Origin of the sequence: Actinomyces graevenitzii C83, from assembly GCF_000239695.1 — a bacterium.
GTDB classification, from domain to species: domain Bacteria; phylum Actinomycetota; class Actinomycetes; order Actinomycetales; family Actinomycetaceae; genus Actinomyces; species Actinomyces graevenitzii.
The window spans coordinates 1,342,646-1,365,813 of sequence record NZ_JH470338.1 but is presented as its reverse complement, the minus strand read 5'-3'; the positions used below and the strand labels follow the sequence as shown (position 1 = coordinate 1,365,813).

Sequence of the window (23,168 nt, the reverse complement as noted above, 5' to 3'; positions counted from 1 at the left end):
TACGGCAACGGCATCAGGAGTTGTATGCCCCAATAGGTTTTCATTCTACAAGAAGGGTTTCCCTGCATTGCTAAGGATAGCGCTGATCGGGGCGGATCTCGCGTGAATGCGGGCACGAGGTCTGGTGCGTTGAACCCGACAGTCACGAAAAGGCGCACGGGAGCGCCTATACCAGAGGCTCCCGAGTATCTGTCTGTGGTGTACAGCGTGGTAAGAAGCTACTGGGGGGCGGCTTGGTTATGGGGTTGTTCTGGCGGCTTTCTGGTGAATGCGCGGAGCTTTTTGATTGCTCATTCGTAGTGGCTTGATGTGGCTGTCGGCGAGGTTTTCGCGGATAGTCTCAAGCTCAGTTCCCTGATATTGAGTCCAGTTCTCTTGGTTGAGCGTTGACAGCATTCACTTCAGTCATGTCAGGATTCCCAGGTGGTTTTCTAAGACGAAAGCTAGCTGATTCAGTTTCCCCAAAGGTAAAAAATAAAGCCTACGAGAAACTAGCGAATTATATTTTCTGACGGATCATTAGGTTCAGAAACATGGTAGGCTACCCGTTTTCGTATCGCTAAACGAATCAGGTAGCCTGCCATGAAAATAACAGCTGGGATTCCGTAAAGTCCATACCATTTAACATCCGAAGGGGAATTTGGAGATACTGGATACCAAATGTGATCTCCGGTTGAAAACACGCTTCCTCCAGTTGAAATCCAAGATGCCATAATGTCAGCAACCACGCCAAAGCAGTAAAGTAAAATTGGTAGAACAAAAAAGTTTAGCCGCCAGTCTGCTACCTGGATTTTACGGGTGATTAATAATGCGACTACAGGTACGAGAATCGGTCCAATGACTACCACAGGGAACAGCACCCACACCAGGTCGCTGAGAAAAGCAGTCTGGAATACCAGAACACATACGCCATAGACCAGAGCGATTTTGACGATATCACGCATCAGTGCCCTTTCCCTCACCATACCTAGTCAGAGATAAGCCAACTTCACTATTGACTGAAAGCTCTTCGTCGCTGAAACTCTCAATGAGTTCGACGGTCTGAGTGTGGCTCGCCGTGAGTAACGCTTGGATTTCATCTAGCGACACATCTTGGTAGTGCTCCCAGATTTCCTGGTTCAAAGCTGGCGTGGTTCGCCACGTGTGAGGAAACGGAAGAAACGGCCGAGGCTGACCGTGGCGGTTGGCGTCGACGAAGCCAAGCAGCATGCGCTGCCACTCGTGCAGGTGGGCTAGTATGTCGCGCAGGTTCTTATCCCGCATCCAGTGGGCTTCTGGTCGGTCGAAATCGTTGCCGAAAAACAGGCCGGCGGTTTCGATATTGGGGCGCATGGAGTCAATGAGTGCTTGCAGCTTGCTCCACTGTGTGGTGGTTGCATCTAAGAGTTCTGTTTTCGTTTTTGCCCGGGCCACGTCTCAATTGCAACACGGACACACGGAAGGGAGCAATCGAGAAAGGTCGCTCTGATGGCGAAAGATGGAACGAACCGAGGCGGGCGCCGCGTACACGCGGGTGCGAAACCTGATCCGTTGAACGAGAAGCTTGCTGCTGGACGCCCCGCCACGCGTCTCGAAGACCCGCTGAATGAGCCGTTCGACTTTGAGGGCGGCGACATCGGTGCCGGTGCGGTGCTCGCTGGTGAAACAATGCCAGAACCATCGGATTATCTCTTCGAGGTTCAGCGTGATGGGAAACCGCTCGGTGCTGATTTGGTTTACCGCGAGACGTGGCGGCGGTTGGATGCTCGTGGTTGTTCCCAGTTCGTCGCCCCACGCTTGATCGAGTCATATGCGCAGGCGTTCGCGCGTTATGTGCACTGCGAGCAGGCGATCTCCAAGTTCGGCCTACTCGGCAAACCCCCACCACCGGTGCCGCCATCGCGTCCCCGTTCGTCGCCATGTCGCAGTCGTTTGGTAAGCAGGCGAACGTGTACTGGTACGAGATTTACGAGATCGTCCGGGCTACCGCGACCCGCGACTACTCCGAGGCGACGCCCGCGGATCAGTTGATGGAACGCCTTCTTGACTAACCACCCCGCCCCGCGGCGTACACCGTGTACGTCCTGAATTCTTGCCCGCTCACCGCCTGTGGTGTGCGGGTTCTTCTGTATTGACCCCAGTTGATTGGAGCAAGCCCTGATGACGAGTATCCGTACCTGCGAGTCCACCTGTATCGGTCACCCGGACAAGTTGTGTGACCTGATTGCTGACACGGTCCTGGATGACCTTCTGTTTGAGGATCTATCGGCTCGTTGTGCGGTGGAGGTGATGGCGACCAAGGGCCGGATCATCGTGGCCGGGGAGATCACCTCCAGCGTCAAGGTCTCCATCCGGGCCGCTGTACGCCGCGCCCTGACCCGGACAGGCGGTGAGGGAGCGTTCGTGCTCACCGGCGCGGGTGATCAGGGCACGGTGTACGGGTATGCGACCGACGAGACACCCGAGTATCTGCCGCTGCCGCTGGTGATCGCCCATGAGATCTGCAAGCGCCTCGATGCTGCGCGCATGGAGGGCACCATCAGCGGTATCAGCTCGGACGGCAAATCCCAAGTCTCACTGCGCTACGAGGGAGAGCGCGCGGTGGGAGTTGCGGCTGTGGTCGTGTCTATCCAGCACACCCAACCCGGCCGCAACACGGCTGAGCCCAGCATCGACGACGTCATCCCTGTAGGGATCTGAGAGCTGGTGCTCTACAGCAGGCAACCTTGCCGTGAGACAATCGTGTCCACCAACGAGGACTCTCCTCAGTATTCTCGAGAGAATCACGTTTTCAGGTGGACACGAGGTATGCCTGTGTTGTTTGTCTAAAGATCTGAGTTGGGCTATATTAGTATTAATCGTTCAGCCCGCCTCAGAACCTCGGTTTTGGGAGTGGGCTGGATCTTTATTCAGCGGCACACGGGCGGAGACACTGGTGATGAAGCGTGACGAGCAGGCACGGCCGCTGAAACCACCGACCAGTGTGCCTGAGCAGATCGAGTTGCTGCGTTCGCGTGGCATGGCCGTCGATGACGAGCTAGCCAGTCAATGGCTCGAGGCGGTCCTGTACTACCGGCTCTCCGCTTACTGGTATCCGCTGCGCCGCGTGGATACTGAGGAGCATGTTGAGGATGGCTTCGTTCCTGGAGCTGACTTCGCTGACGTCGTGGCGTTGTACGAAGCGGACAGGAAACTACGCACTCTCATTCATGATGGGATGGAAAGGATCGAGGTCGGTCTCCGTAGCCGTCTGACCTCCCTCCTGTGCCGCGACAATGCGCTCGGCTATCAAGAGCGCAGGTTTTACCGGTCAGGTTTTGACCTCGATGGTTGGCTTCGTACTGCTCGCAGGCGTGTTGACCGAGCTGGCGCACACAACACAGCGATCGACCATTACAAGAAGCAATATGGTGGCCAGTACCCATTCTGGGTCCTGAGCGAAGTCCTCGACTTCGGCGATGTCTCCAAGCTCTATCAAGGGCTCACCTACAAGGCGCAAGCGCAGATTGCTGAGACTTTCGGCATCACGATTGACCTGGGTGCTTTGTCGAAGAATGAACGGAAGATCGTCAGGAGGAGGCATCCGCTGGCTTCCTGGTTTGAGCAACTCACCATCGTTCGTAATACGTGTGCACACCACGGCCGGCTGTGGAACAAGTCCTTTGTTCCCGCATCCACTAAGTATGTGCGAACTATCCCAGGCCTCGAATCGCTCCCGGACGGCCAGAGCGAACGCATCTACGGTGCTGTGCTGTTCATGGCGCATCTCCTGAATATCCTGTCGCCGGGGACCTCATGGCCAGTGAAGGTCAACAACCACATCGCCAACTGCTTCTTAACGCTGCCGATGGTTAAAGCCCACAGCTTGGGCATCACCTCAAACCAGACGATCCATCCGGGTAGTTGACGTAATCCGTTTGGCTTCTCAAGCCCAGTCAGCTCGCCCAGGGGCTGAAGCACCACGGTGGTGCTGGGAGCGTTGAGCTTGTTATCGATCCGGTTGAGATTGCTGCTGATCCGGTCTTTGAGCGCGGTGACAAGGGCGTCGTAGGTGCTTAGGTCGGCTTGTTCTGGCATAGGGCCCAGATCGCGCGAAAGCGGCATGCGCTCTAGTAGGGCTGTTGCTTGCTTGTAGGCGCGGCTGAAGGTCTCAAGGGCCTGGACTTTGCGGTCGTATTCGCTGTCGAAGCAAGCTTTGATAGTTTGCTCGAAATCTATGGGCAGGGTTTGCTGGCAGAAGGGGCAGGTGGTTCCTGCGGCCTGGGAGTAGTGGGTGTGGCCGTGGCGCACCCAGTCGGCGGCACCAAGTTTGGACACGAAGCGCGCGTACTCGCTTTTAACGCTGCTGACGATCGGTTCAGCAAGAATCGATTCATCTGGGGTGTGAACCTCGATGTCATCAAGCGGGGCGCATTGGTTTGCGCTACTGTCGTGAGCGAGCCGGTACTGCGCGATAAGCGCCTGAAGGTCATGGTCGACTGCCGTGGTCTGGGCAAGCACGTAGTCGGCGAACTTTTGTTTGCTGCCTCGTACACCGTTAAACGCGAACGGCATTTCAGAGCGAAGGTTCTGAGTGGCACTCCAGCACTGTTCTTCAAACGCTGAGCGCAGTTGTGCTAGCGGACTTCAAGGTTTGACCATTCCCAATGATCTGCCGAACAACTGCAACTACTCCGACCTGTGTAGCGACGGGGATGCGATCAAACTGGCTGCGATGCTGAAAGGATCGGGGGCCGATGACCCCAACCTTCTGTCTCGAACGCTGAGGAGCTACTACAACAATCCAGTTTCGCTACTGCAGCGATTCAAGGCGATCTCTGAGAGTGTTGGTGCAAGCGATGAAAGAACCGCAAAGGACAAGTTCTTTGCAGAAATTGATGGCCTATTGAATGGCATATACGTTGGTCTTCTCACAGACGGTTCCAATGGAGCATACGGCTACTCGGGGGTTGAGCCTGGCAGAAAAACCAAGAAGGCAGCATGTCAAGCTCTAGCTGAATTCATTTACTGAGGTTGTCATCTGCTTCGTGGCTGGGGCCACGCATAAGATACGCGGCCCCAGCCACTGCGGCATAAAGTGCCCAAGCGCCTACGAAGAAGAGCAGGTTTCCCCGCCAGTTCCCAACGGAAATCTCGTGTGTGTCAGTACTGCGATAGAACGAGTTCGTGACAGTAAGTAGTAATGCTGCTGCCCCGCTTGACAAGAGTCGTATCCACAGTGCTCTCACTCTCCGTTGCGGCCATCGTTGTGGCGGGTCAACAATCAAAAGAACCAGGCCGGTGAGAAACGTTCCGTAAAGTGGAAATACCATCAAAAGAGTGCCAGCTGCGGCGAGCCCCGTGGCGGGGATATAGAAAATCCCGAAGCAGATTCCAATCCATGTCGTGTACGTACGGATCGCATCCCTGTTCGTGAAAGTAGGCGTGGCAAATCGGGCTGAGCTCCTCATGAGCATCCGTCCTGCCATGACCGTGAAGGCAATCCAGCCGAGACCGAGAGATAGGAGCGTCTCACTCCAATGTTGAGATCCATAGTGGGTGGAAGCAACTGTATCAAAAGCGACTAACGCGATGGCCGCAACCCCTGTACCCAATACGCGGATCAGTAATGCTCGACAGAGCGGCGTCTCCCATGTTGATGGCCTATCAATGATAAAAAGTAGCAGTCCTGCTAGAGGGGTAAGCCACGATGGGGTGTTCACCGGGGCGACTCCACCGGTGAAGAGCAGGGAACCGGGCACTATCGCAAAGCCGAGGATGAGTCCTACCCAATACGTGTAGGTCCGAACGAATAGTTTGAAAGACTCAACCATTTACACCCCTGTCACGGGCTCCAGCACCAAAACCATGATTATTCTACAGCGGGGAGGCAACCCGCCCATCATCAGCGAGGAGACATGGGAACGTACCCAAGCTGAGCTCGCACGACGACGCGCGTCAGGAGGTCGGGCAGCCACCCCCACAGGAGGTACCGGCGCACTGACCCACCGGGTCTACTGCAGTCAACGTGGCAGGCGCTTTCACCGGCGAACCAAGACGCGCCGGCACGTGTCCTACAAGTTCTGGTGGTGTGAGACCGCTACCCGTGGCAAAGGCAACCCTTGCCACGCGCCCCAAGTACGAGAAACCGAACTACGCCGTGTAATCACCTGTGTGCTCGATCTGGATGAATGGGACAACGACGCTGTCCTTGAACAAGTCCGCACCATCACCATCAGCCCGCACCGACAAGCCGTCGTGGCCCTAGAGAACGGCAAGGTCCACACCATCACACTCGGGGAGGAGAACTGATGCCCACCATCACCACAATCCCAGTCAAGCCCCTATCTCTGGGCCACAAGCACCCACCCTGGCATGCAGGAAGGTCGCGGCGTATGCGCGTGTATCCACTGACAGGGGAGAGCAGTACTCCTCCTACCAAGCGCAGGTGGACTACTACACCACCTACATTCTCATGATCCAAAACGGCCCACCCTTCGCCCTGACCGACCCCTACTACATTTGGATGGCGTGTCTGGGCGCCGCGATCGCCTGGTTCTTCAAATTTGAAGGCAAGTGGTCCCACCGCTTCCTGGTGGTTGCCGACGCCGTCGTGCTAGGCATCTGGTCCGCCACCGGCGCCGCGAAAGCCCTAGAAAATCATCTAGGTTTCATCCCCGCCCTGCTTTTAGGCTGCATGACGGCGGTAGGCGGCTCCATGATCCGCGACATTAGCGTAGGGCGCACCCCGGCAGTATTTGGCGGCAATCGGCTTTATGCACTGCCGGCGCTTGCGGCTGCTTTTACGCAAGCCTCATTGGTGCGCTTTGTTGATTTAAATCCGGTGTTGGCGATGCTGTTTTCAATGTGTGTGGGGGCGGGTTTCTGCCTGCTGGCTTATTGGCGTGTGTGGCAATTGCCGGTGGTGGGTAAGCAGCGTTCCCTTACCGAGCGTATCGGGGTGTTGCGGCGTCGCTAAAACCTGCCAGAACCTGCGTTAAAACCTGCCTAAAACAGCCCGCTTTAAAATCGTTATTAACCCCTTCAAACTGCCCCTGAAGTGGGATAATAGGGTGCATGGAAACGCGTGGTGGGCAGGGGTATCTGCCGGTTTTCGGGGTTGGCCTGGCCTATGTGGTGGCGCTATTTACGACGACGGCGCTGGCTTAAGCGATAGTTTTTCAGCTGGCCTGGCAACATGCCTGTTTGAGACTTCCGTTACATGTCTTCTTGGGTTTAAATGTAATTGAAGTTGTTGTCCATTTCTGTAATCAACGGCGAGATACGGAAGTCTTGCGGTTTGAGGCAAGTGTGGACAAGACACATAACAACTGCATATTTCCACTCTGATTGGGGGCTATGGCGATGAAGAATGTGGTTGAGTTGCGTCAGCTGTCAAAACGGTACGACACTCCTTCCGGGCCAGTGCAGGCGCTGGATAAGCTGACTCTGAGCGTTGCGCAGGGAGAGATTTTTGGGCTGCTTGGCCCTAACGGGGCCGGTAAAACGACGGCGATTGAGATAGCTGTGGGCCTGCGCAGAGCAGATTCTGGGACAGTTAGCATTTTTGGTAAAGATCCGCTCAGTGATAACGCCTGGGTGCGTTCCCATGTAGGGGTCCAACCCCAGGAAGTAAAAATCTTCCCCCATCAAAAAGTAGAAGAAATCCTGAGTTTTTGGGGAAGCCTCTACCCAGATTCATACCCAGTTAACGATGTTGTCCACTGGCTTGGCCTAGAAGATTTGCTATCTCGAAAAGTATCCAAGCTATCAGGTGGTCAGCATCAACGGCTAAATGTTGGCCTGGCTCTGGTTGGTAAACCCAATGTGGTGTTCCTAGATGAACCTTCGACAGGCCTTGACGTTATTGCACGCGAAAAACTTTGGGATGTTTTAAGGCAACTATCCTCGCAGGGTATGACCATAGTGCTGTCTACACACAATTTAGAAGAAGCTACTGCTCTGTGCGATGACGTAGGTGTGGTTAATGGTGGCAAGGTGGTAGCCCAGGGAAGTCCCCAGCGGCTTATTCGTAGTCATACTCAGGGCTCTGTGGTTAGTTGCCAGATTAACGGCGCTGATAGTGCTGTTAAAGACCAGTTGAAAGCCTTGGGAGAGGTTGTTATCCAAGGTGACAGCGTCTTGATCCACACTAAGAGTGTCGATGAAGTACTCAAGAGACTTGCGCAAATAGGTAGTTTCACCAATTTAACTATAAAAGAACCAAGTTTGAATGATGTGTTCAAAAACTTGGTTGGCCATGAGTTTGAAAAGCAAGCGACTACTAAGGCAGGGCAGTAGTAATGCGTGGACACTACACACAAGATTTACTTAAACTACAAACTCGCGAGCTAGTGCGAAATGTGTCATATTTCGTGTTTGTGGCAGTGTTCCCTTTCTTCATGTCGGGAATGTTTTTAGGGATGACCTACATTATGGCCGGGAAACCGGGTGGCCCAGATTTTGGTCCGATTGTTATGCCTATGGCAATTTTCCTGGCAGTCACTGGCATCGGGCTTCAGGTAACAGCCGGACCGCTAGCAGAACTTAGAGAAGCCGGGGCGCTGCGTGTGCTGGGAACAACCCCACTGTCGCGCACAGACTTTTTATTAACTCACCTAGCTGTGCGTTTCATTATGGGGATCATCCAGATAGCGATCATTATTGCAATCGCTATTGGGTTGGATCTAGTGACAGCGTCGAATGGTGTTTTAGTTTTTGCGGTGTCGCTTATTGGTTTAGCGCTTTTCTTCACTATTGGGTATCTAATCGGTGGGGTGGTTTCGTCAGGCCAGTTAGCGGCCAATCTTTCTACGCTTATCCAGCTTCTTGCACTGTTCCTTAGTGGGGCTGCCATACCATTCGCAATCCTGCCAGACTCACTGACAGCTGTTCTCAGCAAGATACCTACCAGTATTTTCGCTGACCTGATCTTCTGGGCGGCTGATAGCCCGCTACAACGCACTAGTAACCCACTGTTAGCATTTGCGGTAGTTATTGCTGTTACTGTGGCTTTGTTTGTAGTGGCAGTGCGTACTTTCAAGTGGGACGTTAGGAAGTAACAAATACTTCTTATTACTTGCCCGTGGTCTTGCCTTGGCTTTACAGCCAAGGCAAGACCACGTTCACCAAGTATCAAACTGTTATTCAGTTTTGCGCCAACTAGTCAGTCCTATCGCAGCAAGAAATGCTGCAAAGATAAGTGTTAGGGCGATCTTCCATGTCCCGCCGGCGGGGAATGGCGAGTCAGTGTAGACGGCTACAAGCGCATCAAACCAAATTTTTAGGGGATTCCACTCAAGAATTTTCTTGATTATTGCAGGTAGCGTATCTATTGGGGCTGCGGCGCCTGAGCCAAAAAATAAGATGAAAAAGACTGCGGCAGTGAGGGCGTTGATCGTGCGAGCGCCCAAAGGTAGTGTTCCAAGGAAAAATCCAACACCGCAAAGAAAAACGACAAGTCCAATGTTTAGTAAGACAAATAGCGGTGAAGTTACCTCCGGGCGAAGTCCATGTTGAAAACCAACAATCCCGACTATTAGGCTTGACGCTGCAATAGTGAGTGTCAGCATCGCTGAGATAACGGCAATTCCAAAATTTGTGCCAGACAAAGGCAGAGCTCGATATCGTTTATCTACCTGCCGTGAACGAAGTTCAGCTAGGTAGATTGGAAGCCCCATAAGGAGGAGGTTAGCGGCAACTGTTCCAACGAGTGTCGGGAACATCATGTCAATAAATTTTACTTTGGTATCAGGGATAATTTGTTCAGCGTAAGGGATACCAATGAAAATGTATATGATTAGTGGGAAAGCTAAGGAGAAGAATACGGCAACAGGTTCTCTTAATAGAAGAAGTAATTCTTGCCGGTACCATACCCAGATAATTTTCGAGCGAGAACCTCCTTTTGCATGATGCTTCATTTATCTTCAGCTCCTTGCTTCACATCTATGCCGGTTATGACTGCAAATACGTCTTCAAGACGAACTGGTCCGGTGAGGATGTCAACTGCATCATTCTGCTCATCAATTTGTGCAGCCAACTTGGTGGTATCCTCGGCGCTGCCTATTGCAACGATTGCCTTTCCGGTACGACCGTGACGTAAACCAGATTCTTCAAACAGTTTGATAATGTGCTCAGTTGGCCGAGCGACGCGTAAACGTCGGTTTCCGCCAAGACTGGAAAGAACGTCGTCGACGCTACCTTCGATGCGGATCTTTCCTTTTGCCATTACGAGCAGACGATCTGCGAACGCCTCAGCTTCTGACATGTCATGTGTGGAGGTAATAATGGCGCAGCCCTCACTAGCGAGTGAGCGCACGAAATCCCATACGATAGCGCGTCCTTCTGGATCAATCCCGGAGGTGGGCTCATCTAGAACCAGGAGAGATGGGCGCCCTATTGCTGCGCACAGAATGTCTAGGCGGCGTCGCTGACCGCCAGACAAGTTATCAACCATCGCGTCAAGATAAGCGTCGACACCAAGGGCGGTTGCCATAGCTTTCCAGTCTGCGGGGTCGGCGTAAAGGCATTCAACAGAGCGGATAACTTCTTTTGTTTTGATCCGTGAAGGTATGCCTGAACTTTGAAGTTGAACGCCGGTGTAAAACCTATGTTCTCCGCCTGGCACAACCGGAATGCCAGCGATGGTTGCCGAGCCTTTGCTCATTGAGCGCAAACCAACAAGCATCTCCAGGGTTGTGGTTTTACCGGAGCCATTCGGTCCAACAAGTACAGTCGTCTGTCCTGTAAAAAGGTCAAACGACACGTCGTCAACAACATTAAGGCCGTCGTAGGTCTTTACTACATTAAGAACCGAGGCAACTTTTCTCTTAGCTGTCATTGATGATTACCTGCCCTAATACCGTCATCAGCCGTACATCTGAGCTGTAAAGATATTATATCTAAGGTATGTAATCGCCGCCACTATATTGTGTTTTTGGTTCGCAGTGGTGGCTATAGGCGTATGAAGTTGTGCTTGCGTCGTGCTAAAGCCAGTGCGCCAGCCCAAAAAACCGCGCCTAGGATCAAATTGGCGAGGATAAATAGGAAGACTGTTTGGCTGTGACCGCCTAAGCCAACTGCGGTAACTGGCAGGTTTGCGGCATAGAGGTTGACCGTGTTCTCGGCGGAGCTGACCCCTAGAAGCCAGTTTGCACTGGGAACAGCGGAGTTAAGAGCGCGCACGCAAAGGGCTACAGCCAGGGCTGTGGTAACTGAAAACAGTACCCAGGTAGACAATATGAACTGGAAACGCTCATGAATGCTTTTAGCTGCATAGGTTATAAGCAGCATTAAACCCAAGCCGGTAAATACTAATACCCCGTAACCAAGCAGGTTAGCCAGCTGCAAAGTCAGATTTACTGATTGGGAATTTAATAGCGGTAGAAGGGTGGCAATGTAGCCCAGCAGGAGATACAGCGACAGCACGCAGGTGCTTCGCACAGCTAGCTGCCACCTTGATAGCGGGGAAAGTAGCAGTAGGCGATCATCGCAAAGCCCGGTCAGGCGCAGGCTGGCATCTAGTGCGTATAGCGTTAATGCAACCTCAATCAGCATGACACCAATGCCGTATACCTGTTGAACTACTAGCTGGTCTAAGCTCAGTCGCACAAGGGATAGAACCAGGATCATGGCGATCAGGGGCACCATTGTGCGCCCATATTTGACGGCAAATAGTCGATTGTCACTGGTTGCGTTCATCGGCCAGACACGCTCCTTTTGTAGGCTAGCTCTAAATCTCCATCACCAAGCGCGCGCAGGTTGTCTGCGCTGTCGTGGGTTAGTAGTCGCCCGTCTGATATCAGCACGATTTCGTTAAAAATGGAGTCAACACCGTTAATTAGGTGGGTGCTTAGTAGTAGGGGTGCCTCGGGGCTGCGTAGGGTGCGGATAAGCTCAAGTAGGTAGTCGCGCGCTAGGGGGTCGACGCCGGCCAAGGGCTCATCCAGCACGTAAAGTTTGGGGGCCCGGGACATGATTAAGGCCAGGTGTAGGCGTTCACTCATGCCTTTGGAGAGGCTACGGACCTTACTTGAGGCAGAAAAAGCGGCTCCGGCAAGGAATTCTTCAAAAACGTCTACACGGAAATCGCTGTGGCGAGCAGTAAACAGTTCTACGCATTGGCCAACGCTAAGCCAGGGGTATAGGAAAGGCTCGTCGGGTAGGTAGCTTATGTCTGTGCGGTTAGGGACTTGCAGGCTCCCTTTAAATTTAGCGATGTCGCCAACAAGCGTGCGCAGTAAGGTGGTTTTTCCTGCGCCGTTTGGACCAAAAAGACCAACCACTCCAGCTTGAGAGTCTATGCGAAAGTCTTCTAGGTTCAGGGCTACGTGCTTGCCATAAGCCACTTGTAACCCGTGGGCGTTAATTACAGCATTCATTAATTTCAACTCGCTTAAATTACAAAGCTGTGCAGGCGCAAGTGGCGCACAACTACCGTTAAATCAACAACTTACTGTGTTGCCCGCCACGGCGAAACTATAGCATGTGACATTCTTACTGGCGCGCTATTGATGTGTTTGCCCAGAGTTGCTGACAAGTATGGCTTAACGCTAGATTGTGGCACTAGCCTGTATTTACTCAATTCAACATAATCTAAGGTGACAGGTAGCGAAGGTGAGTGGCGTGGCAGAGAACAAGAAGCAGCTAGACCGGGTGGTCGTAGTAGTTAGCCTGCTAGGCCTGGCTGTTGCGGCGATGTGGCTAGTGGTTGGGCTCAGTTCATTGAGTATGCAAGTTGGTTGGTATGTCCACCTTGCACTAGCTGCAGTGGCCTGGCTGCAACTTGTTCATGTAGATCGCACTTCCAAGCTAAACCCGCAGGTGTGGTCACTTTTTGTGGTTGCAACTATGTGCGGGATGGTTGCCTATGTGGTGAGCGTGGTTAGAACTTCAGATCTTGTGCTCGGCTCACTGTCTGGCCTTGGCTGCGTTGGTGGTTGCTTGCTTATTTTGGCTGCGCTAGCAGTCAAGCGTCCCGCCAAGTCCACCAAGTCGCAGCCGCTACCCCCGGCATAACAAGGCGACAGGCCGCAGCGCTGCTAGTTGTAGCTGTTTTGGGCGTGGAACATGTCTGCGTAGAACTTGCATGATTTGAGCAGGGTTGCGTGATCGCCGCAGCCAACCACCTTGCCGCCGTCAAGCACAATGATCTTCTCGGCGTGGCAGATCGTGGTGAAACGGTGCGCCACCAGCAAGATTGTCAGTTGGTAGTCGATTGCGCTCAGCGCCTCAAACATGGCTTTTTCTGAAACCGCATCAACAGAGGCGGTGGGTTCATCCAGCACCAACAGGCCAGGCTTCTTATATAAGGCTCGCGCGGTTGCCAGGCGCTGCCATTGCCCAATAGATAGCTGCTGGCCGCCGTCAAAACGTCTGCCAAGAATCGTGTCAAAACCTTGCGGTAGCTCCTCCTTTAAATAGTTCAGGGCCACCATGTTTAGTGCGGCAGTAGCTGCCTGACTGTCGTCGTCAGTAAAACCCCTGCCGGCGCCGAAAGTAATATTGTCCCCCAAGGAACGCTCAAATTTAGCGAAGTCTTGGAAAAGTGCAGAAAAGCGCTTATATAAAGCTTCGCGACTGTAATCAGCAATATCTATGCCGTTGATTAAAATGCTGCCGCTTGTGGGCTCGTAGAAGCGTAGTAAAAGCTTACAAATTGTGGTTTTACCCGAGCCATTTAGGCCCACCAGGGCACTGGTGGTGCCGGCGTCGATCTTAAAAGACACTCCGTCAAGCACTTTAGCTTGCGTGCCCGGATAGGTGAAGCTTACGTTTTTAAATTCTATCTCGACGGCGTCGCTTGCGTCTTGTGGAAGTTTCGAGTCTTCCAGGGTTAGCTGGCCAGAGGTTATTTGCGCGGGCTGCATTTCCATTACGGCAACCCAGTTAGATACGTAAAGCAGGTTATGGTAAATGCCAGTAATACCAATAAAGGTGGCCAAAACTAAGCCATTCATCTGCCCCATAGCGGAGATGAAACCGGCAAGTTCGCCAACCTTGCCATCTTGCACAGCAACAATTGAGGCGAAAACTATAGAAGCCACGTTAGCAAAAACTGAAATCAGCCCAAGTGTGCCAGATTTGGTTAGGTTGTAGCGGGCTAGCAAGTAATCCTGTTTTAAGGAAACCCTTTCGGATGTTGGTGTACTGGCTTTCAAACAGCTGCGCCAGGGAGAAAACCCCAATCTCTTTGCGGATAGAATCTGAGGTTAACAGCTCCCTGAAATAGGTTGCCAGACGCAGCTGTGGGGCGCGCACAAAATCAATCTCATAAGCTTTGTTTTGTAACTGGAATGTGGCTATAGCTGCAGGAATAGGTGCAATTAAAAGCGCTACCGCAATCCACAGGTTCCAGGTGGCAATAACAGCAATAATGCTGACAATCGAAATAGCTCCCTGAATGCCAGAGCGAGCAGAATCAAATAGCTCAAATATGTGCTGGCCGGTGGTTGAATCTACCCGCTGGATAGAATCATAGGTGTGAGCACATTCAAAATCTTGCACCTCAAGTGAGCTTAGCTTGCGCACCACCGTAATATCGGTGTCGTAGGAAAGCTTTAAGGTCAGGCGGTCTCCCACATATTTAATTAAGTTTTCTAAAACATAAGCGCCAATAAAAGCCAAACTTAGCTGGGTTAGCGCCCACAAAGCAGCCTGGTTCAGCCCGCTACTAAGATCGGCAATATTGGCAACCAGGGAGCCGATAGCTGCCACCTGCACTGCTGGAAGTACGCCGCGCACCAGCGTCATCACAATGATTGCCAACAGTGAGTAGCGGCCAGTGTCCTTCAAAACAGCTATGGCTCGTTGCAGAGATAAGCCGAGGGGAGCCGGCGGTTTCTTAACTAAGAGCGGTAACTCATCCATAGACTTGTCAGTGGTGTCGTCGTCGTCATTCAACGCTAGCTCCCCTCATTGGATGGTGTCTTAATGACAATCCTATATGATTGCGCTCACACTAGAGAAGGGTTTGTGGGAGCTATGGGTCGACTAGCTAGCAATGCAAGCTATTACTGGTTTTGTTAGTGTTTGTAAGGTTTTTGGTTAGCCACTTGCGTCCCACTGGTCACAACTTTATGTGAAAAGGGCCATGAATGGCGCCGTCGGCAAAAATACTGTCATTTGCTCAAAAAAGCCCTCGCGGCAGCCGAGCGCGAAAAAGCCAGAGTTGCACTAAAGCCTTAAAAAATCAGGGAAAAAGCGGTAAAAACCTTTATCGCCGAAACGGAGCGGGTTTGATTCCCGTCACCAGCTCCAAAAGGACGTCACTCTGGATACAAAGGTTTCCGGCACGGCCGGGAACTATCCAGGGTGGTGTTTTCGCTGTTCTGTGGTGGTTTTGGGGTGTTGAAGCCGGGTGTGTGGTGCCGTGGAGGAGCCTCTGATGGCGGCTGATCGGAGCCTCGGAGGGGTGACTCAGGGGCTCGCTCGGTGCGTCGAGGCAGAAAGCGTCAAAAAGTGTGGCCTTGCGTCAAAAGGTTCAGCTCCGCGTCAAAAAGTACGGCCTCGTGCTCTCACAGATCAACCAGAAAACGACAAGGTCCCAAGGAAGGCCTCGACCCTTACCCGGCCACGACACGCCCAACCCCGCCCACAACACCTACACCCTCAAATGCGAAGAGTCTGGGCCTTTCTGAGCGGCCTGGGGTGGCAGCCTGGTGCTGACGTTTCGGATCCCAGAGCGTCCCGATCTCGTTACTGGAAGCGGACGCGGGAGTGTCCCTGTTCTGCTCACCCATGCGTGCTTGGGACAGGGCGAAACCGGGCATGGGGCGGACAGCGCTTGTGGGGTCTACTCGCTTGTCCGTTCGCAGGCGTGGGTGAGAGTAGGAAGGAACTGAGGTGACGTCCCCGAGGTGCAGAGCGGGAGCGGGACGCATGACGAGCAGACAAATGCGTTAGTTTCGCTAGTAACAAGACCGGTTCCGCTACCCATCCCGGTGGGAGTCCAGGGTTGGTCCTTTTCTCACCTGCAAGTGCGGTGACTGTTCAGCCCGCTGCCCTTGGAGCAGACAGACCGGATTCAGCACCGGCTGGCATGGATCTGTGCTAACATGGATGCCAATAGGACTCCCCGCACCTCTCCTTCGGATGTGTCCCAGGGGAGACGTTTTTTATCTGGGGTGATGAATGGACCTGAAGCCTTCGACAACGATTGACGAACAACTCGTTCTCATCGAGGGCAAAGGCATCCACATCAACGACATGCAGGCGGCACGAGGTTTTCTCCGTCGTACAGGCTATTACCGTCTACGCGCCTACTTCCTGCCTTTCAAAACACGCACCGGCTATCGCCCGGTATCCTTCGACCAGATCATGCGCCTATACGATTTCGACAGCCAACTGCGGGTATGGCTGTTCGACGTCATAGGCGAAATCGAAAGCGCCCTCAAGGCTGACATCGGCTCATATCTAGCCTGCGCATATGGAAGTCAGTGCTACCTGGAGGCTCCCACTTTCGATTCACGCCACAAGCACGATGCGTATCTGCGGCGCATCGACCGGGTGATTCATGACAACCGAAACGCGCCCGTCGTCAAGCACCATCTCGACAAATACGAAGGACGCTTCCCGATCTGGGTGATCATGGAGTTTTTCTCCACGGGCATGCTCTCGTTTACCTATGCCGATCTCAAACGAGGCGACCGCAAGGCGATAGCGAAGATGTACGGCACCGGTGACCAACAGCTGTTGTCTTGGTTGCGCGCGTTCACGGAGCTGCGCAACAAGTGCGCCCACTACACTCGCCTGTATTTCTGGCGTTTCACCACAATTCCCCGGCCTGATACACGCATGCGCCACCCAGCGGATCGCAGCTTGTTTTCCCAAATCTACATGCTCAAATTCCTGCACCCGGATCAAGACCGGTGGCAGGAGCGCGTGGCGCGCCTCGGCAATATTTTCGCACAATACGCAGACTCGATTGACCTCTCCCACATGGGATTCCCCACCAACTGGCGTGACATGCTCGAAGCCTAGCGGCATGCACAAAACTTCAGCTTCGCGTACTCATTAATCCTTCATGTAGAAGGCGCACTCGTATCCGTCAGCATCCAGCGGCAAGCCGTCCACCAAGGGTTTGAGCTCGGACTCATCGAGCCCCATGCGTAGTGCACCCATGGCTTTGAGGGCTCCGACCGAGCCGCCGTATCCGCAGTCCAGGACCGTGATTTTCCCTTTCTGGCGCAGCTCCGCGTTGGTCCTGTGCTTCTCGACTGGGATACCGAACATCCTGCTCGCAGTCTGGCAGTAGAGGTTTTTGCCCTAACGGAAGGCCTGGAGGGTGACTTCTTCGCCGGCGAGCCACGCGAGGAACGCGGCAAGGCAGCGCTTACGGAACTTTTTGAGACCGTACGAAGCGGCTCCACACCGATCATTGTGGAGAAGGTCGTCGAAGAGATTGACAACGTCGTCAGGCAGGTGCGCTTCGACGGCTGGCAGTCTACGAGCGAGGGGGACCGAGAGGCTCGCCGCCAACTGCGATTGATACTGGTTGTCAAGTTCAAGATCAAGTCCACTGACGTTTTCGACAAGGCCCACGAATACATCCGTGAGTACTACTAATCAACGAAGGTGAACCTTTGGACGCTTGCTCGATACTTTTTGATGCAGGCCCCATACTCTTTGACGCTTCCGGCTTCAACCCGCGAATCCACCAACCGGGAGGACGCTCCGCAGCCCGAATCAGCCGCCGCCAGGAGCCTCTCCGCAGCGCCACGCACCCAGCCCCAGACCAACTCTTTTCGTCCTTTAACCCCTATGGGTCGACTAGTTAGCAATGCAAGCTGTTGCCGGTTTTGTTAGTGTTTGTAAGGTTTTTGGCTAGCCACTTGCGCCTCACTGGTCACAACTCTATGTGAAAAGGGCCATGAATGGCGCCGTCGGCAAAAATACTGTCATTTGCTCAAAAAAAGCCATCGCGGCAGCCGGGCGCGAACAAGCCAGAGTCGCACCAGGGCCTTAAAAGATCAGGGAAAAAGCGGTAAAAACCTTTATCGCCGAAATGGAGCGGGTGACGGGAATCGAACCCGCGCTGTCAGCTTGGGAAGCTGAAGTTCTACCATTGAACTACACCCGCGCAGTCATTGCTTGAACGACCATGCACTACTATAACGCATGCAGGTCTCAATAAACCAATATTCACTAGGAGGACATATGACTGCCCCCCAGATGCCCATGTACACCGGCCAGCCCAAGAACAAGATCGTTGCGGCTGTGCTTGCCTTCTTCTTTGGCACCTTCGGTGTTCACAACTTCTACCTGGGCTACACCAAGCGCGGCGCCTACCAGCTGGGCCTGGCCATTGCTGGCATCGTGCTCAGCATTGTTGTCATTGGCGTTTTCTTGATTATTGCTGCGGGAATTTGGGGTTTCGTGGACTTCATCATGATCCTGATTGCCACTCCGGACCAGATGTACGGCCACGACGCTAACGGCGTTCCGCTAGCTTCCTGAATTTTGCTAGCTTCCTGAAAGCGGCTTCTTTAGGGGTACTGCCTTAGAGATGCAGCCTCCCTAACGCGGCGCCAGTTCTGCCACTAACGGTTTAAATAGTTATGCATTACAAGATGCGATGACTGACTGACCGGGTAGACTGGCGCTGTGCTGTTATCTGATCGCGACATAGCCTCCCAGATTGACTCTGGCCGCGTAGCTCTTGAGCCCTACGAGCCGGAGCTCATTCAGCCTGCCAGTATTGATGTGCGCCTGGACCGTTGGTTTCGCTTGTTCGATAACCACCGCTACGCCGTCATTGACCCCGCCCATGAGCAGAAGAATCTGACGCGACTGGTGGAAGTGGCGGCAGACGAGCCTTTCGTGCTGCACCCCGGCGAGTTCGTACTGGGCTCCACCTATGAGCGCGTGACACTGCCCGACGACGTAGCCGCGCGCCTGGAGGGTAAATCTTCGCTGGGACGTTTGGGGCTGCTGACCCACTCCACGGCTGGCTTCATTGACCCCGGTTTTAGTGGTCACGTCACCTTGGAGCTATCTAACACCGCCACTATGCCGATCCTGCTTTATCCGGGGATGAAGATCGGGCAGCTATGTTTCTTCCAGCTGTCCTCCCCGGCGCGTGCACCTTATGGCCAGGGCGCTAGTGGCTCGCGCTATCAGGGCCAGCGTGGCCCCACGGCGTCGCGCTCCTACCAGGGCTTTAGCTGTATCGATATTCCTGCTGATCCGGTTTTGTCTGCCCAGGTAGAGGCCGAGAAACTATAACTTAGAGGAAATTAAAATATGACCGATGCTGCCGACCTTTCTGTCTCCTTACCCCTGGCCACGCAGCAGCTGGCCACGGTGGACACTTTCCCCAGGGCGCTGGCAGATGACTACCACCTCCTGCTGCTAGCTGACGACGTAAATGCTGACGAGGTTGAGGCCCTGGCATTATCGTTAGACCCGTCAGCTGCCTGGATTGGGGCCGGGCGCCTACAGATTGTGGCCGGCGCGGTTTTGCTAGGACCCTGGTGGATTGGTGACGAAGAACGCGCTGACCTGGGGCTGCCGGCTTGGGTTAGCCAGGTAATGGTACTTTCGGTGCCGCGTCAGCGCGCCTATTTGGAGCCGGCTTTGGCAGCTACTGACCCGCTGTTATCTCTATTTAGCGACGGCGGCCCTATCGGTCTTGAAGCTGCGGCGCTACACGCTTTGCGTCCTATTGCACGCCGCCTAGCTGGCGCTATCCGAGTGGTAGACACTGGCCAGATTTTCACCCCAGATCCGCACGCCTATATTGGTGCCAGCCTGTATTCGCCGATTTGGCTGACCCCTGACGCTGTCCAGGTGGTGCTTGATGATGTTACTTCTGACCAGCGTGACGGTTTTGAAGTAGCTAACCGTCAGCTTTTTGAAAGCCAGGAAATCCCCCGGATCACTGGGGAAATGAACTTTAATATCCGCCAGCTTGAAGAGCTGGAAGCGCGTCTGGGCCCACATGCTATTGAGGAGGCGCGTCGCCGCGCTGCTGAGGCTGCTGCCCTGCCGCCTTCAGTGCCGCGCGCCGAAGTGGACCACTATTCGCTGTTCCTGCCGGTTTCCCAAGCTCACCCAGGGTGGGGCCAGATCCAGGTGTATGTGACTGGGGCCCGTGACCTACCGGTAGCTTTGCTTGGTGAAGAGTGGGCTAATGACGGCGTTATCCGTTATGACATGCGCTGGCAGCCACGCAAGATGGCCGACGCCTTCAGTGAGAACCTACCCCGCGTGCGTCGTCGTGAACGCACCGCAGCCGCCGCCATGATCGATTCCATTGCCGCCAAACTGGTTGAAGCCGCAGGTGGCACCGTGGTTGATGACTCCGGCTTTATTGTCACCATTGGTCAGCTGCTAGAGGTGGGCGACGCCGGCTCAGCTCCCAGCGCCTAACTAGCGCTTGCCTGGTCCGGGCGCGCAAACTGGCTTATCCGGCGGGCGCGCCTGGGCTTTGGGCTGGCTGGGGCGCGCCTTGGGCTGGCTCAGCTTTGGGCTGGCGCGGCTAAAGCGCGTGCAAAACCTGTTAGCGCCCAACTCGCGCTTGCAAGGCGCGCACCACCTGGCTGCTTTCGCACCGAGGTACTTGCTGCCACAGCTGCACGGCCTTTGCTAGCTGCTCACCCCAGGGGATGCCGTGGGGGAAAAGCTCATATTCACTAGCAATCACGCCCAAATAGTGGCTTAACAGTTGGGCGCAGGCGGCGGCGTCGTCGATAGCGCGGTGGTGACTGGCCAGCTCAATCCCGCACACCTGACAACAACGCACCAGTGAGCGAGACGGCGTATCAATAAACGAGCGTGCCCAGTTCATAGTGCACACTTGCGAAATTTTGCGCGGCAACGCCGCCGCTCCCAGCTCCAGGCGCAAGGCGGGCAGCAAAAAACTGGCGTCAAAGCGAATATTGTGGGCCACCAGCACTCGCCCGCGCAGCAGTTCAACCAGGGCCGGGGCTAAAGTGCCCAGTTCAGGGGCGTAGGTGAGATCGTCGGGAGTAATGCCGTGAATGCGGGTGGGGCCCGGGTGACGGTGCGGGTTGACCAGGGAGTCCCAGCGCAGCTGCTCACGCCCGTGCGGGTCGAGTAGCACTACGCCCACCTCAATAATTGCCTCATCTTGCGGCTCTAGTCCGGTGGTTTCTAAATCGACGACGGCGTAGCCCAAGCCGCGCGAATCGGCTTGGTATTCCAGCCCGCCCGTATCGGCTTGGCGCTGGTAGTCCCTAACGCGCTGATACAGTTCCAGGCCCTCTTGCGGGCCGCCTTGCCAGGCAGGGCCGTCTTGTGGCTGGCACCCCGCTTGCACATCTTGAACTTCTTGCAGCTCGGGGAAGCCCTGCGGCTGGGCTTGTGAGGCGCCGTCTTGCGCGCTGCTCATAGGGCGGCGATCTGCTGGTTTAGCAGCGGCCATAGCCGCTTGTGAATCTGGCTGAAAGGCTTAGCCCCCAAAAAAGCGGCGCTGCGCCCAGTGGCTGGATCAACCCAAATAAAGGAGCCGGCCTGGCCAAAGTGCCCAAAGGTTTGTGGTGACTGGGCACTACTAAGCCAATGCGGCTGCTTAGCGCCATAAACCTCAAAACCCAGCGCAAAGTCACAAGGGTTTTGCTTGCCGTAGCCGGGCAGTACCCCGGATAGACCCGGGAAGGCCACGCTAGTAAACAGCTTGGCGGTATCCGCGCTAACCAGGGTGGGGGCGGCTAGTTCGCGCGTGAAAGCAGCCAAATCAACCGCATTACCCATCCCAGAGTGGGCCGGCGAGCCTGGAATCAAAATACTGGCCAGGCCCAGCGGCTCCAGCACGCTTAGTTCCACCCACTGATCTAGCTGGTAGCCGGTAGCCTGCTCCAGTACCTGCCCCAGTAGCTCAATGCCGCGATTGGAATAGATGCGTTTAGTGCCCGGCGCAGCTAAAACACTGTCATCATTAGGGGCCACGCCGCTGGCGTGGGCGAGCAGGTGACGCACGGTTGCCCCGGGCAGGTGCGGGCCCACTAGGGCATCTAAATCAAGCAGGGCCCGTTCATAGGCCACCGCAGCTGACCAGGCCACCAACGGTTTAGTAACTGAGGCGAAAGCAAAATCGCTCTCCACCTGGCCGCCCTGGGCTAGTACCTGACCGTCCTGACTGACCACCAGCGCCGTCGGAAAATCAAACTCAGCCAAAGCACTTAGCGAGGCGGCAGAGCCAGGGGAGACAGCGGGGCTGGGTGAAGCGGCGGCATTTAGCGCTGCGGCGGGGCTGGGTGAGGCGGCGTTAGGGGAGACAGCAGCGCTAGAAGCTACAGAAGAAAACGGCATCAGTTAGCGTCCAAATCAAAATCCACGATTACCGGCACGTGATCGGAAGCGCCTTTACCTTTACGCTCGTCACGATCAATAACCGCGCTAGTGGCCAGCTGCGCCAAAGCCGGCGAGGCCAGCATAAAGTCAATACGCATCCCCTTATTCTTGGGGAAAGCTAGACCCTTATAGTCCCAATAGGTGTAGCCCTGGGCCAGAGGACGAGTGATCTCAACCAGCCCGGCCTGCTCCAGGGAGGCAAAAGCAGCGCGTTCAGGGGCCGAAACATGGGTTTTGCCTTCCCAAGCGGCAATATCCCACACGTCAGTGTCCAGTGGCGCCACATTCCAGTCGCCCACAAAAATGGTTTTCTGCTCAGGAGCCTGGGCTAAACTTTCGGCCACATCCTGACGCAAAGCCGCAAACCAGTCCAGTTTGTAGCGGTAGTGGGGGTGGTCTAGTTCGCGCCCGTTAGGGGCGTAGATGCTCCACACTCGCACTCCGGCGCAGGTGGCCGCCAGGGCCCTAGCTTCGACGACGCCGTCCTCGCCAGCTTTAGCGGCCCAGGTGGGTTGATCAGGGAATTGATGTACGACATCAGACAATCCGATGCGCGAGGCGATGGCCACCCCATTCCACTGGTTTAAGCCGTGTGCCACCACTTCATAGCCGGCCTGCGTAAAAGCTTCGGTGGGGAACTGATCGGGGCGGCATTTAATTTCTTGCATTGCCAACACATCCGTGTCACTGCGCTCTAAAAAGGCAATAACTCGATCAATGCGGGCGCGGATAGAGTTGACGTTCCAGGTGGCTAAACGCATAGGACAAGCGTAACGGTTTGATTGCAGTTGCGCGTACCTGCGCGCAGGGGAGGCGGCAAAATGGCTGCTGAGCTGGGTGTGTAGCTGCCTATAGGGCCTGGTAGAGCTTAGGAAAACGCGAAAACTAGCCAAATT

General features: G+C 54.6%; 24 protein-coding genes, 1 tRNA gene and 4 pseudogenes. 15 read left to right on the top strand and 14 right to left on the bottom strand.

The features are described from left to right. Positions 1-491: 491 nt before the first annotated feature. Together HMPREF0045_RS10155 and HMPREF0045_RS05880 are read right to left on the bottom strand one after the other, a co-directional pair. A complete protein-coding gene (locus HMPREF0045_RS10155) occupies positions 492-944 on the bottom strand; it encodes a hypothetical protein (RefSeq protein ID WP_005986443.1) in 453 nt (150 codons plus the stop codon). Then, positions 937-1,413, bottom strand: coding sequence for a ClbS/DfsB family four-helix bundle protein (locus HMPREF0045_RS05880; protein ID WP_081466797.1), 477 nt, complete (start codon positions 1,411-1,413; stop codon positions 937-939). The genes HMPREF0045_RS10155 and HMPREF0045_RS05880 overlap by 8 nt, the downstream gene beginning before the upstream one ends. Positions 1,414-1,467: 54 nt before the next feature. Between HMPREF0045_RS05880 and HMPREF0045_RS05875 the strand changes: the two are divergent. The 3 genes and pseudogenes from HMPREF0045_RS05875 to HMPREF0045_RS05865 all read left to right on the top strand — a co-directional run bounded on the left by HMPREF0045_RS05875 (position 1,468) and on the right by HMPREF0045_RS05865 (position 3,886). Further along, positions 1,468-2,030 (top strand): annotated as a pseudogene (locus tag HMPREF0045_RS05875) (P27 family phage terminase small subunit). A gap of 109 nt (positions 2,031-2,139) precedes the next feature. Next, positions 2,140-2,679, top strand: coding sequence for an S-adenosylmethionine synthetase N-terminal domain-containing protein (locus tag HMPREF0045_RS05870; protein ID WP_005986436.1), 540 nt, complete (start codon positions 2,140-2,142; stop codon positions 2,677-2,679). 238 nt (positions 2,680-2,917) lie between these two features. Next, entirely contained in the window at positions 2,918-3,886 is a 969-nt protein-coding gene (locus tag HMPREF0045_RS05865; protein ID WP_005986433.1) for an Abi family protein, read from the top strand. 53 nt (positions 3,887-3,939) lie between these two features. On the opposite strand, the pseudogene HMPREF0045_RS10150 reads toward HMPREF0045_RS05865, so the two are convergent. Then, positions 3,940-4,590 (bottom strand): annotated as a pseudogene (locus HMPREF0045_RS10150) (AAA family ATPase); the annotation flags it as partial. 22 nt (positions 4,591-4,612) lie between these two features. Between HMPREF0045_RS10150 and HMPREF0045_RS05855 the strand changes: the two are divergent. After that, positions 4,613-4,990 carry a hypothetical protein gene (locus HMPREF0045_RS05855; RefSeq protein ID WP_040315739.1) on the top strand — a complete coding sequence of 126 codons (378 nt, stop codon included), beginning with the start codon at positions 4,613-4,615 and terminating at the stop codon, positions 4,988-4,990. Here the strand turns inward: HMPREF0045_RS05855 and HMPREF0045_RS05850 are convergent. Beyond that, positions 4,980-5,792 carry a hypothetical protein gene (locus HMPREF0045_RS05850; protein ID WP_005986427.1) on the bottom strand — a complete coding sequence of 271 codons (813 nt, stop codon included), beginning with the start codon at positions 5,790-5,792 and terminating at the stop codon, positions 4,980-4,982. The genes HMPREF0045_RS05855 and HMPREF0045_RS05850 overlap by 11 nt on opposite strands. A gap of 34 nt (positions 5,793-5,826) precedes the next feature. On the opposite strand from HMPREF0045_RS05850, the gene HMPREF0045_RS11245 reads away from it, so the two are divergent. The 5 genes and pseudogenes from HMPREF0045_RS11245 (at position 5,827) to HMPREF0045_RS05830 (ending at position 9,020) form a co-directional block, all read left to right on the top strand. Then, positions 5,827-6,270 carry a recombinase zinc ribbon domain-containing protein gene (locus tag HMPREF0045_RS11245; protein WP_330932956.1) on the top strand — a complete coding sequence of 148 codons (444 nt, stop codon included), beginning with the start codon at positions 5,827-5,829 and terminating at the stop codon, positions 6,268-6,270. After that, positions 6,270-6,430, top strand: a pseudogene (locus HMPREF0045_RS11400) (recombinase family protein); the annotation flags it as partial. The gene HMPREF0045_RS11245 and the pseudogene HMPREF0045_RS11400, both read left to right, overlap by 1 nt. Continuing rightward, a pseudogene (locus HMPREF0045_RS05840) lies at positions 6,431-6,937 on the top strand (trimeric intracellular cation channel family protein); the annotation flags it as partial. A 380-nt stretch (positions 6,938-7,317) separates the two neighbouring features. Further along, on the top strand, positions 7,318-8,259 hold the full coding sequence (locus HMPREF0045_RS05835; protein ID WP_196793401.1) for an ABC transporter ATP-binding protein: 942 nt from the start codon (positions 7,318-7,320) through the stop codon (positions 8,257-8,259). Between the two features lie 2 nt (positions 8,260-8,261). Continuing rightward, the gene (locus tag HMPREF0045_RS05830; protein WP_005986416.1) at positions 8,262-9,020 is read left to right on the top strand and encodes an ABC transporter permease; all 759 of its coding nucleotides are present in this window, start codon (positions 8,262-8,264) and stop codon (positions 9,018-9,020) included. Positions 9,021-9,101: 81 nt separating this feature from the next. Here the strand turns inward: HMPREF0045_RS05830 and HMPREF0045_RS05825 are convergent, their stop codons facing one another. The 4 genes from HMPREF0045_RS05825 to HMPREF0045_RS05810 form a co-directional block, all read right to left on the bottom strand. Beyond that, positions 9,102-9,878 carry an ABC transporter permease gene (locus HMPREF0045_RS05825; RefSeq protein WP_005986414.1) on the bottom strand — a complete coding sequence of 259 codons (777 nt, stop codon included), beginning with the start codon at positions 9,876-9,878 and terminating at the stop codon, positions 9,102-9,104. Further along, positions 9,875-10,798 carry an ABC transporter ATP-binding protein gene (locus HMPREF0045_RS05820; RefSeq protein ID WP_005986412.1) on the bottom strand — a complete coding sequence of 308 codons (924 nt, stop codon included), beginning with the start codon at positions 10,796-10,798 and terminating at the stop codon, positions 9,875-9,877. The genes HMPREF0045_RS05825 and HMPREF0045_RS05820 overlap by 4 nt, the downstream gene beginning before the upstream one ends. Positions 10,799-10,911: 113 nt before the next feature. Next, entirely contained in the window at positions 10,912-11,658 is a 747-nt protein-coding gene (locus HMPREF0045_RS05815; protein WP_005986410.1) for a hypothetical protein, read from the bottom strand. Beyond that, positions 11,655-12,338, bottom strand: a complete 684-nt coding sequence (locus HMPREF0045_RS05810) for an ATP-binding cassette domain-containing protein (protein ID WP_005986408.1) — start codon at positions 12,336-12,338, stop codon at positions 11,655-11,657. Before HMPREF0045_RS05810 ends, HMPREF0045_RS05815 begins: the two co-directional genes overlap by 4 nt. Before the next feature lie 244 nt (positions 12,339-12,582). On the opposite strand from HMPREF0045_RS05810, the gene HMPREF0045_RS05805 reads away from it, so the two are divergent. Further along, the gene (locus tag HMPREF0045_RS05805; protein ID WP_040315737.1) at positions 12,583-12,975 is read left to right on the top strand and encodes a hypothetical protein; all 393 of its coding nucleotides are present in this window, start codon (positions 12,583-12,585) and stop codon (positions 12,973-12,975) included. A gap of 23 nt (positions 12,976-12,998) precedes the next feature. On the opposite strand, the gene HMPREF0045_RS10725 is transcribed toward HMPREF0045_RS05805, so the two are convergent. Next, entirely contained in the window at positions 12,999-14,003 is a 1,005-nt protein-coding gene (locus HMPREF0045_RS10725) for an ABC transporter ATP-binding protein (RefSeq protein ID WP_196793400.1), read from the bottom strand. 1 nt (position 14,004) lies between these two features. Further along, positions 14,005-14,859 carry a hypothetical protein gene (locus HMPREF0045_RS10720; protein ID WP_005986402.1) on the bottom strand — a complete coding sequence of 285 codons (855 nt, stop codon included), beginning with the start codon at positions 14,857-14,859 and terminating at the stop codon, positions 14,005-14,007. 1,230 nt (positions 14,860-16,089) lie between these two features. Between HMPREF0045_RS10720 and HMPREF0045_RS05795 the strand changes: the two genes are divergently transcribed. Continuing rightward, on the top strand, positions 16,090-16,938 hold the full coding sequence (locus HMPREF0045_RS05795) for an Abi family protein (protein ID WP_005986398.1): 849 nt from the start codon (positions 16,090-16,092) through the stop codon (positions 16,936-16,938). A 225-nt stretch (positions 16,939-17,163) separates the two neighbouring features. Then, the gene (locus HMPREF0045_RS10485; RefSeq protein ID WP_005986396.1) at positions 17,164-17,523 is read left to right on the top strand and encodes a hypothetical protein; all 360 of its coding nucleotides are present in this window, start codon (positions 17,164-17,166) and stop codon (positions 17,521-17,523) included. A gap of 440 nt (positions 17,524-17,963) precedes the next feature. On the opposite strand, the gene HMPREF0045_RS05785 is transcribed toward HMPREF0045_RS10485, so the two are convergent. Next, positions 17,964-18,037: transfer RNA gene (locus tag HMPREF0045_RS05785), tRNA-Gly, on the bottom strand. A gap of 77 nt (positions 18,038-18,114) precedes the next feature. Between HMPREF0045_RS05785 and HMPREF0045_RS05780 the strand changes: the two genes are divergently transcribed. The 3 genes from HMPREF0045_RS05780 (at position 18,115) to HMPREF0045_RS05770 (ending at position 20,328) form a co-directional block, all read left to right on the top strand. After that, entirely contained in the window at positions 18,115-18,414 is a 300-nt protein-coding gene (locus HMPREF0045_RS05780; protein WP_005986394.1) for a TM2 domain-containing protein, read from the top strand. 147 nt (positions 18,415-18,561) lie between these two features. Beyond that, positions 18,562-19,182 (top strand): dCTP deaminase, encoded by a 621-nt coding sequence (gene dcd / locus HMPREF0045_RS05775; protein WP_005986392.1) that lies wholly within the window; start codon positions 18,562-18,564, stop codon positions 19,180-19,182. A gap of 18 nt (positions 19,183-19,200) precedes the next feature. Beyond that, a complete protein-coding gene (locus HMPREF0045_RS05770; protein WP_005986390.1) occupies positions 19,201-20,328 on the top strand; it encodes a hypothetical protein in 1,128 nt (375 codons plus the stop codon). 130 nt (positions 20,329-20,458) lie between these two features. Here HMPREF0045_RS05770 and HMPREF0045_RS09675 read toward each other — a convergent pair whose 3' ends face one another. From HMPREF0045_RS09675 to HMPREF0045_RS05755, 3 genes are read right to left on the bottom strand one after another with little or no spacing between them, the layout of a single operon-like run. Further along, on the bottom strand, positions 20,459-21,310 hold the full coding sequence (locus tag HMPREF0045_RS09675) for a 3'-5' exonuclease (RefSeq protein ID WP_005986388.1): 852 nt from the start codon (positions 21,308-21,310) through the stop codon (positions 20,459-20,461). Beyond that, positions 21,307-22,230 (bottom strand): serine hydrolase domain-containing protein, encoded by a 924-nt coding sequence (locus HMPREF0045_RS05760; protein WP_005986386.1) that lies wholly within the window; start codon positions 22,228-22,230, stop codon positions 21,307-21,309. The genes HMPREF0045_RS09675 and HMPREF0045_RS05760 overlap by 4 nt, the downstream gene beginning before the upstream one ends. Beyond that, positions 22,230-23,033 (bottom strand): exodeoxyribonuclease III, encoded by an 804-nt coding sequence (locus HMPREF0045_RS05755; protein ID WP_005986384.1) that lies wholly within the window; start codon positions 23,031-23,033, stop codon positions 22,230-22,232. The genes HMPREF0045_RS05760 and HMPREF0045_RS05755 overlap by 1 nt, the downstream gene beginning before the upstream one ends. Positions 23,034-23,168: the final 135 nt, after the last annotated feature.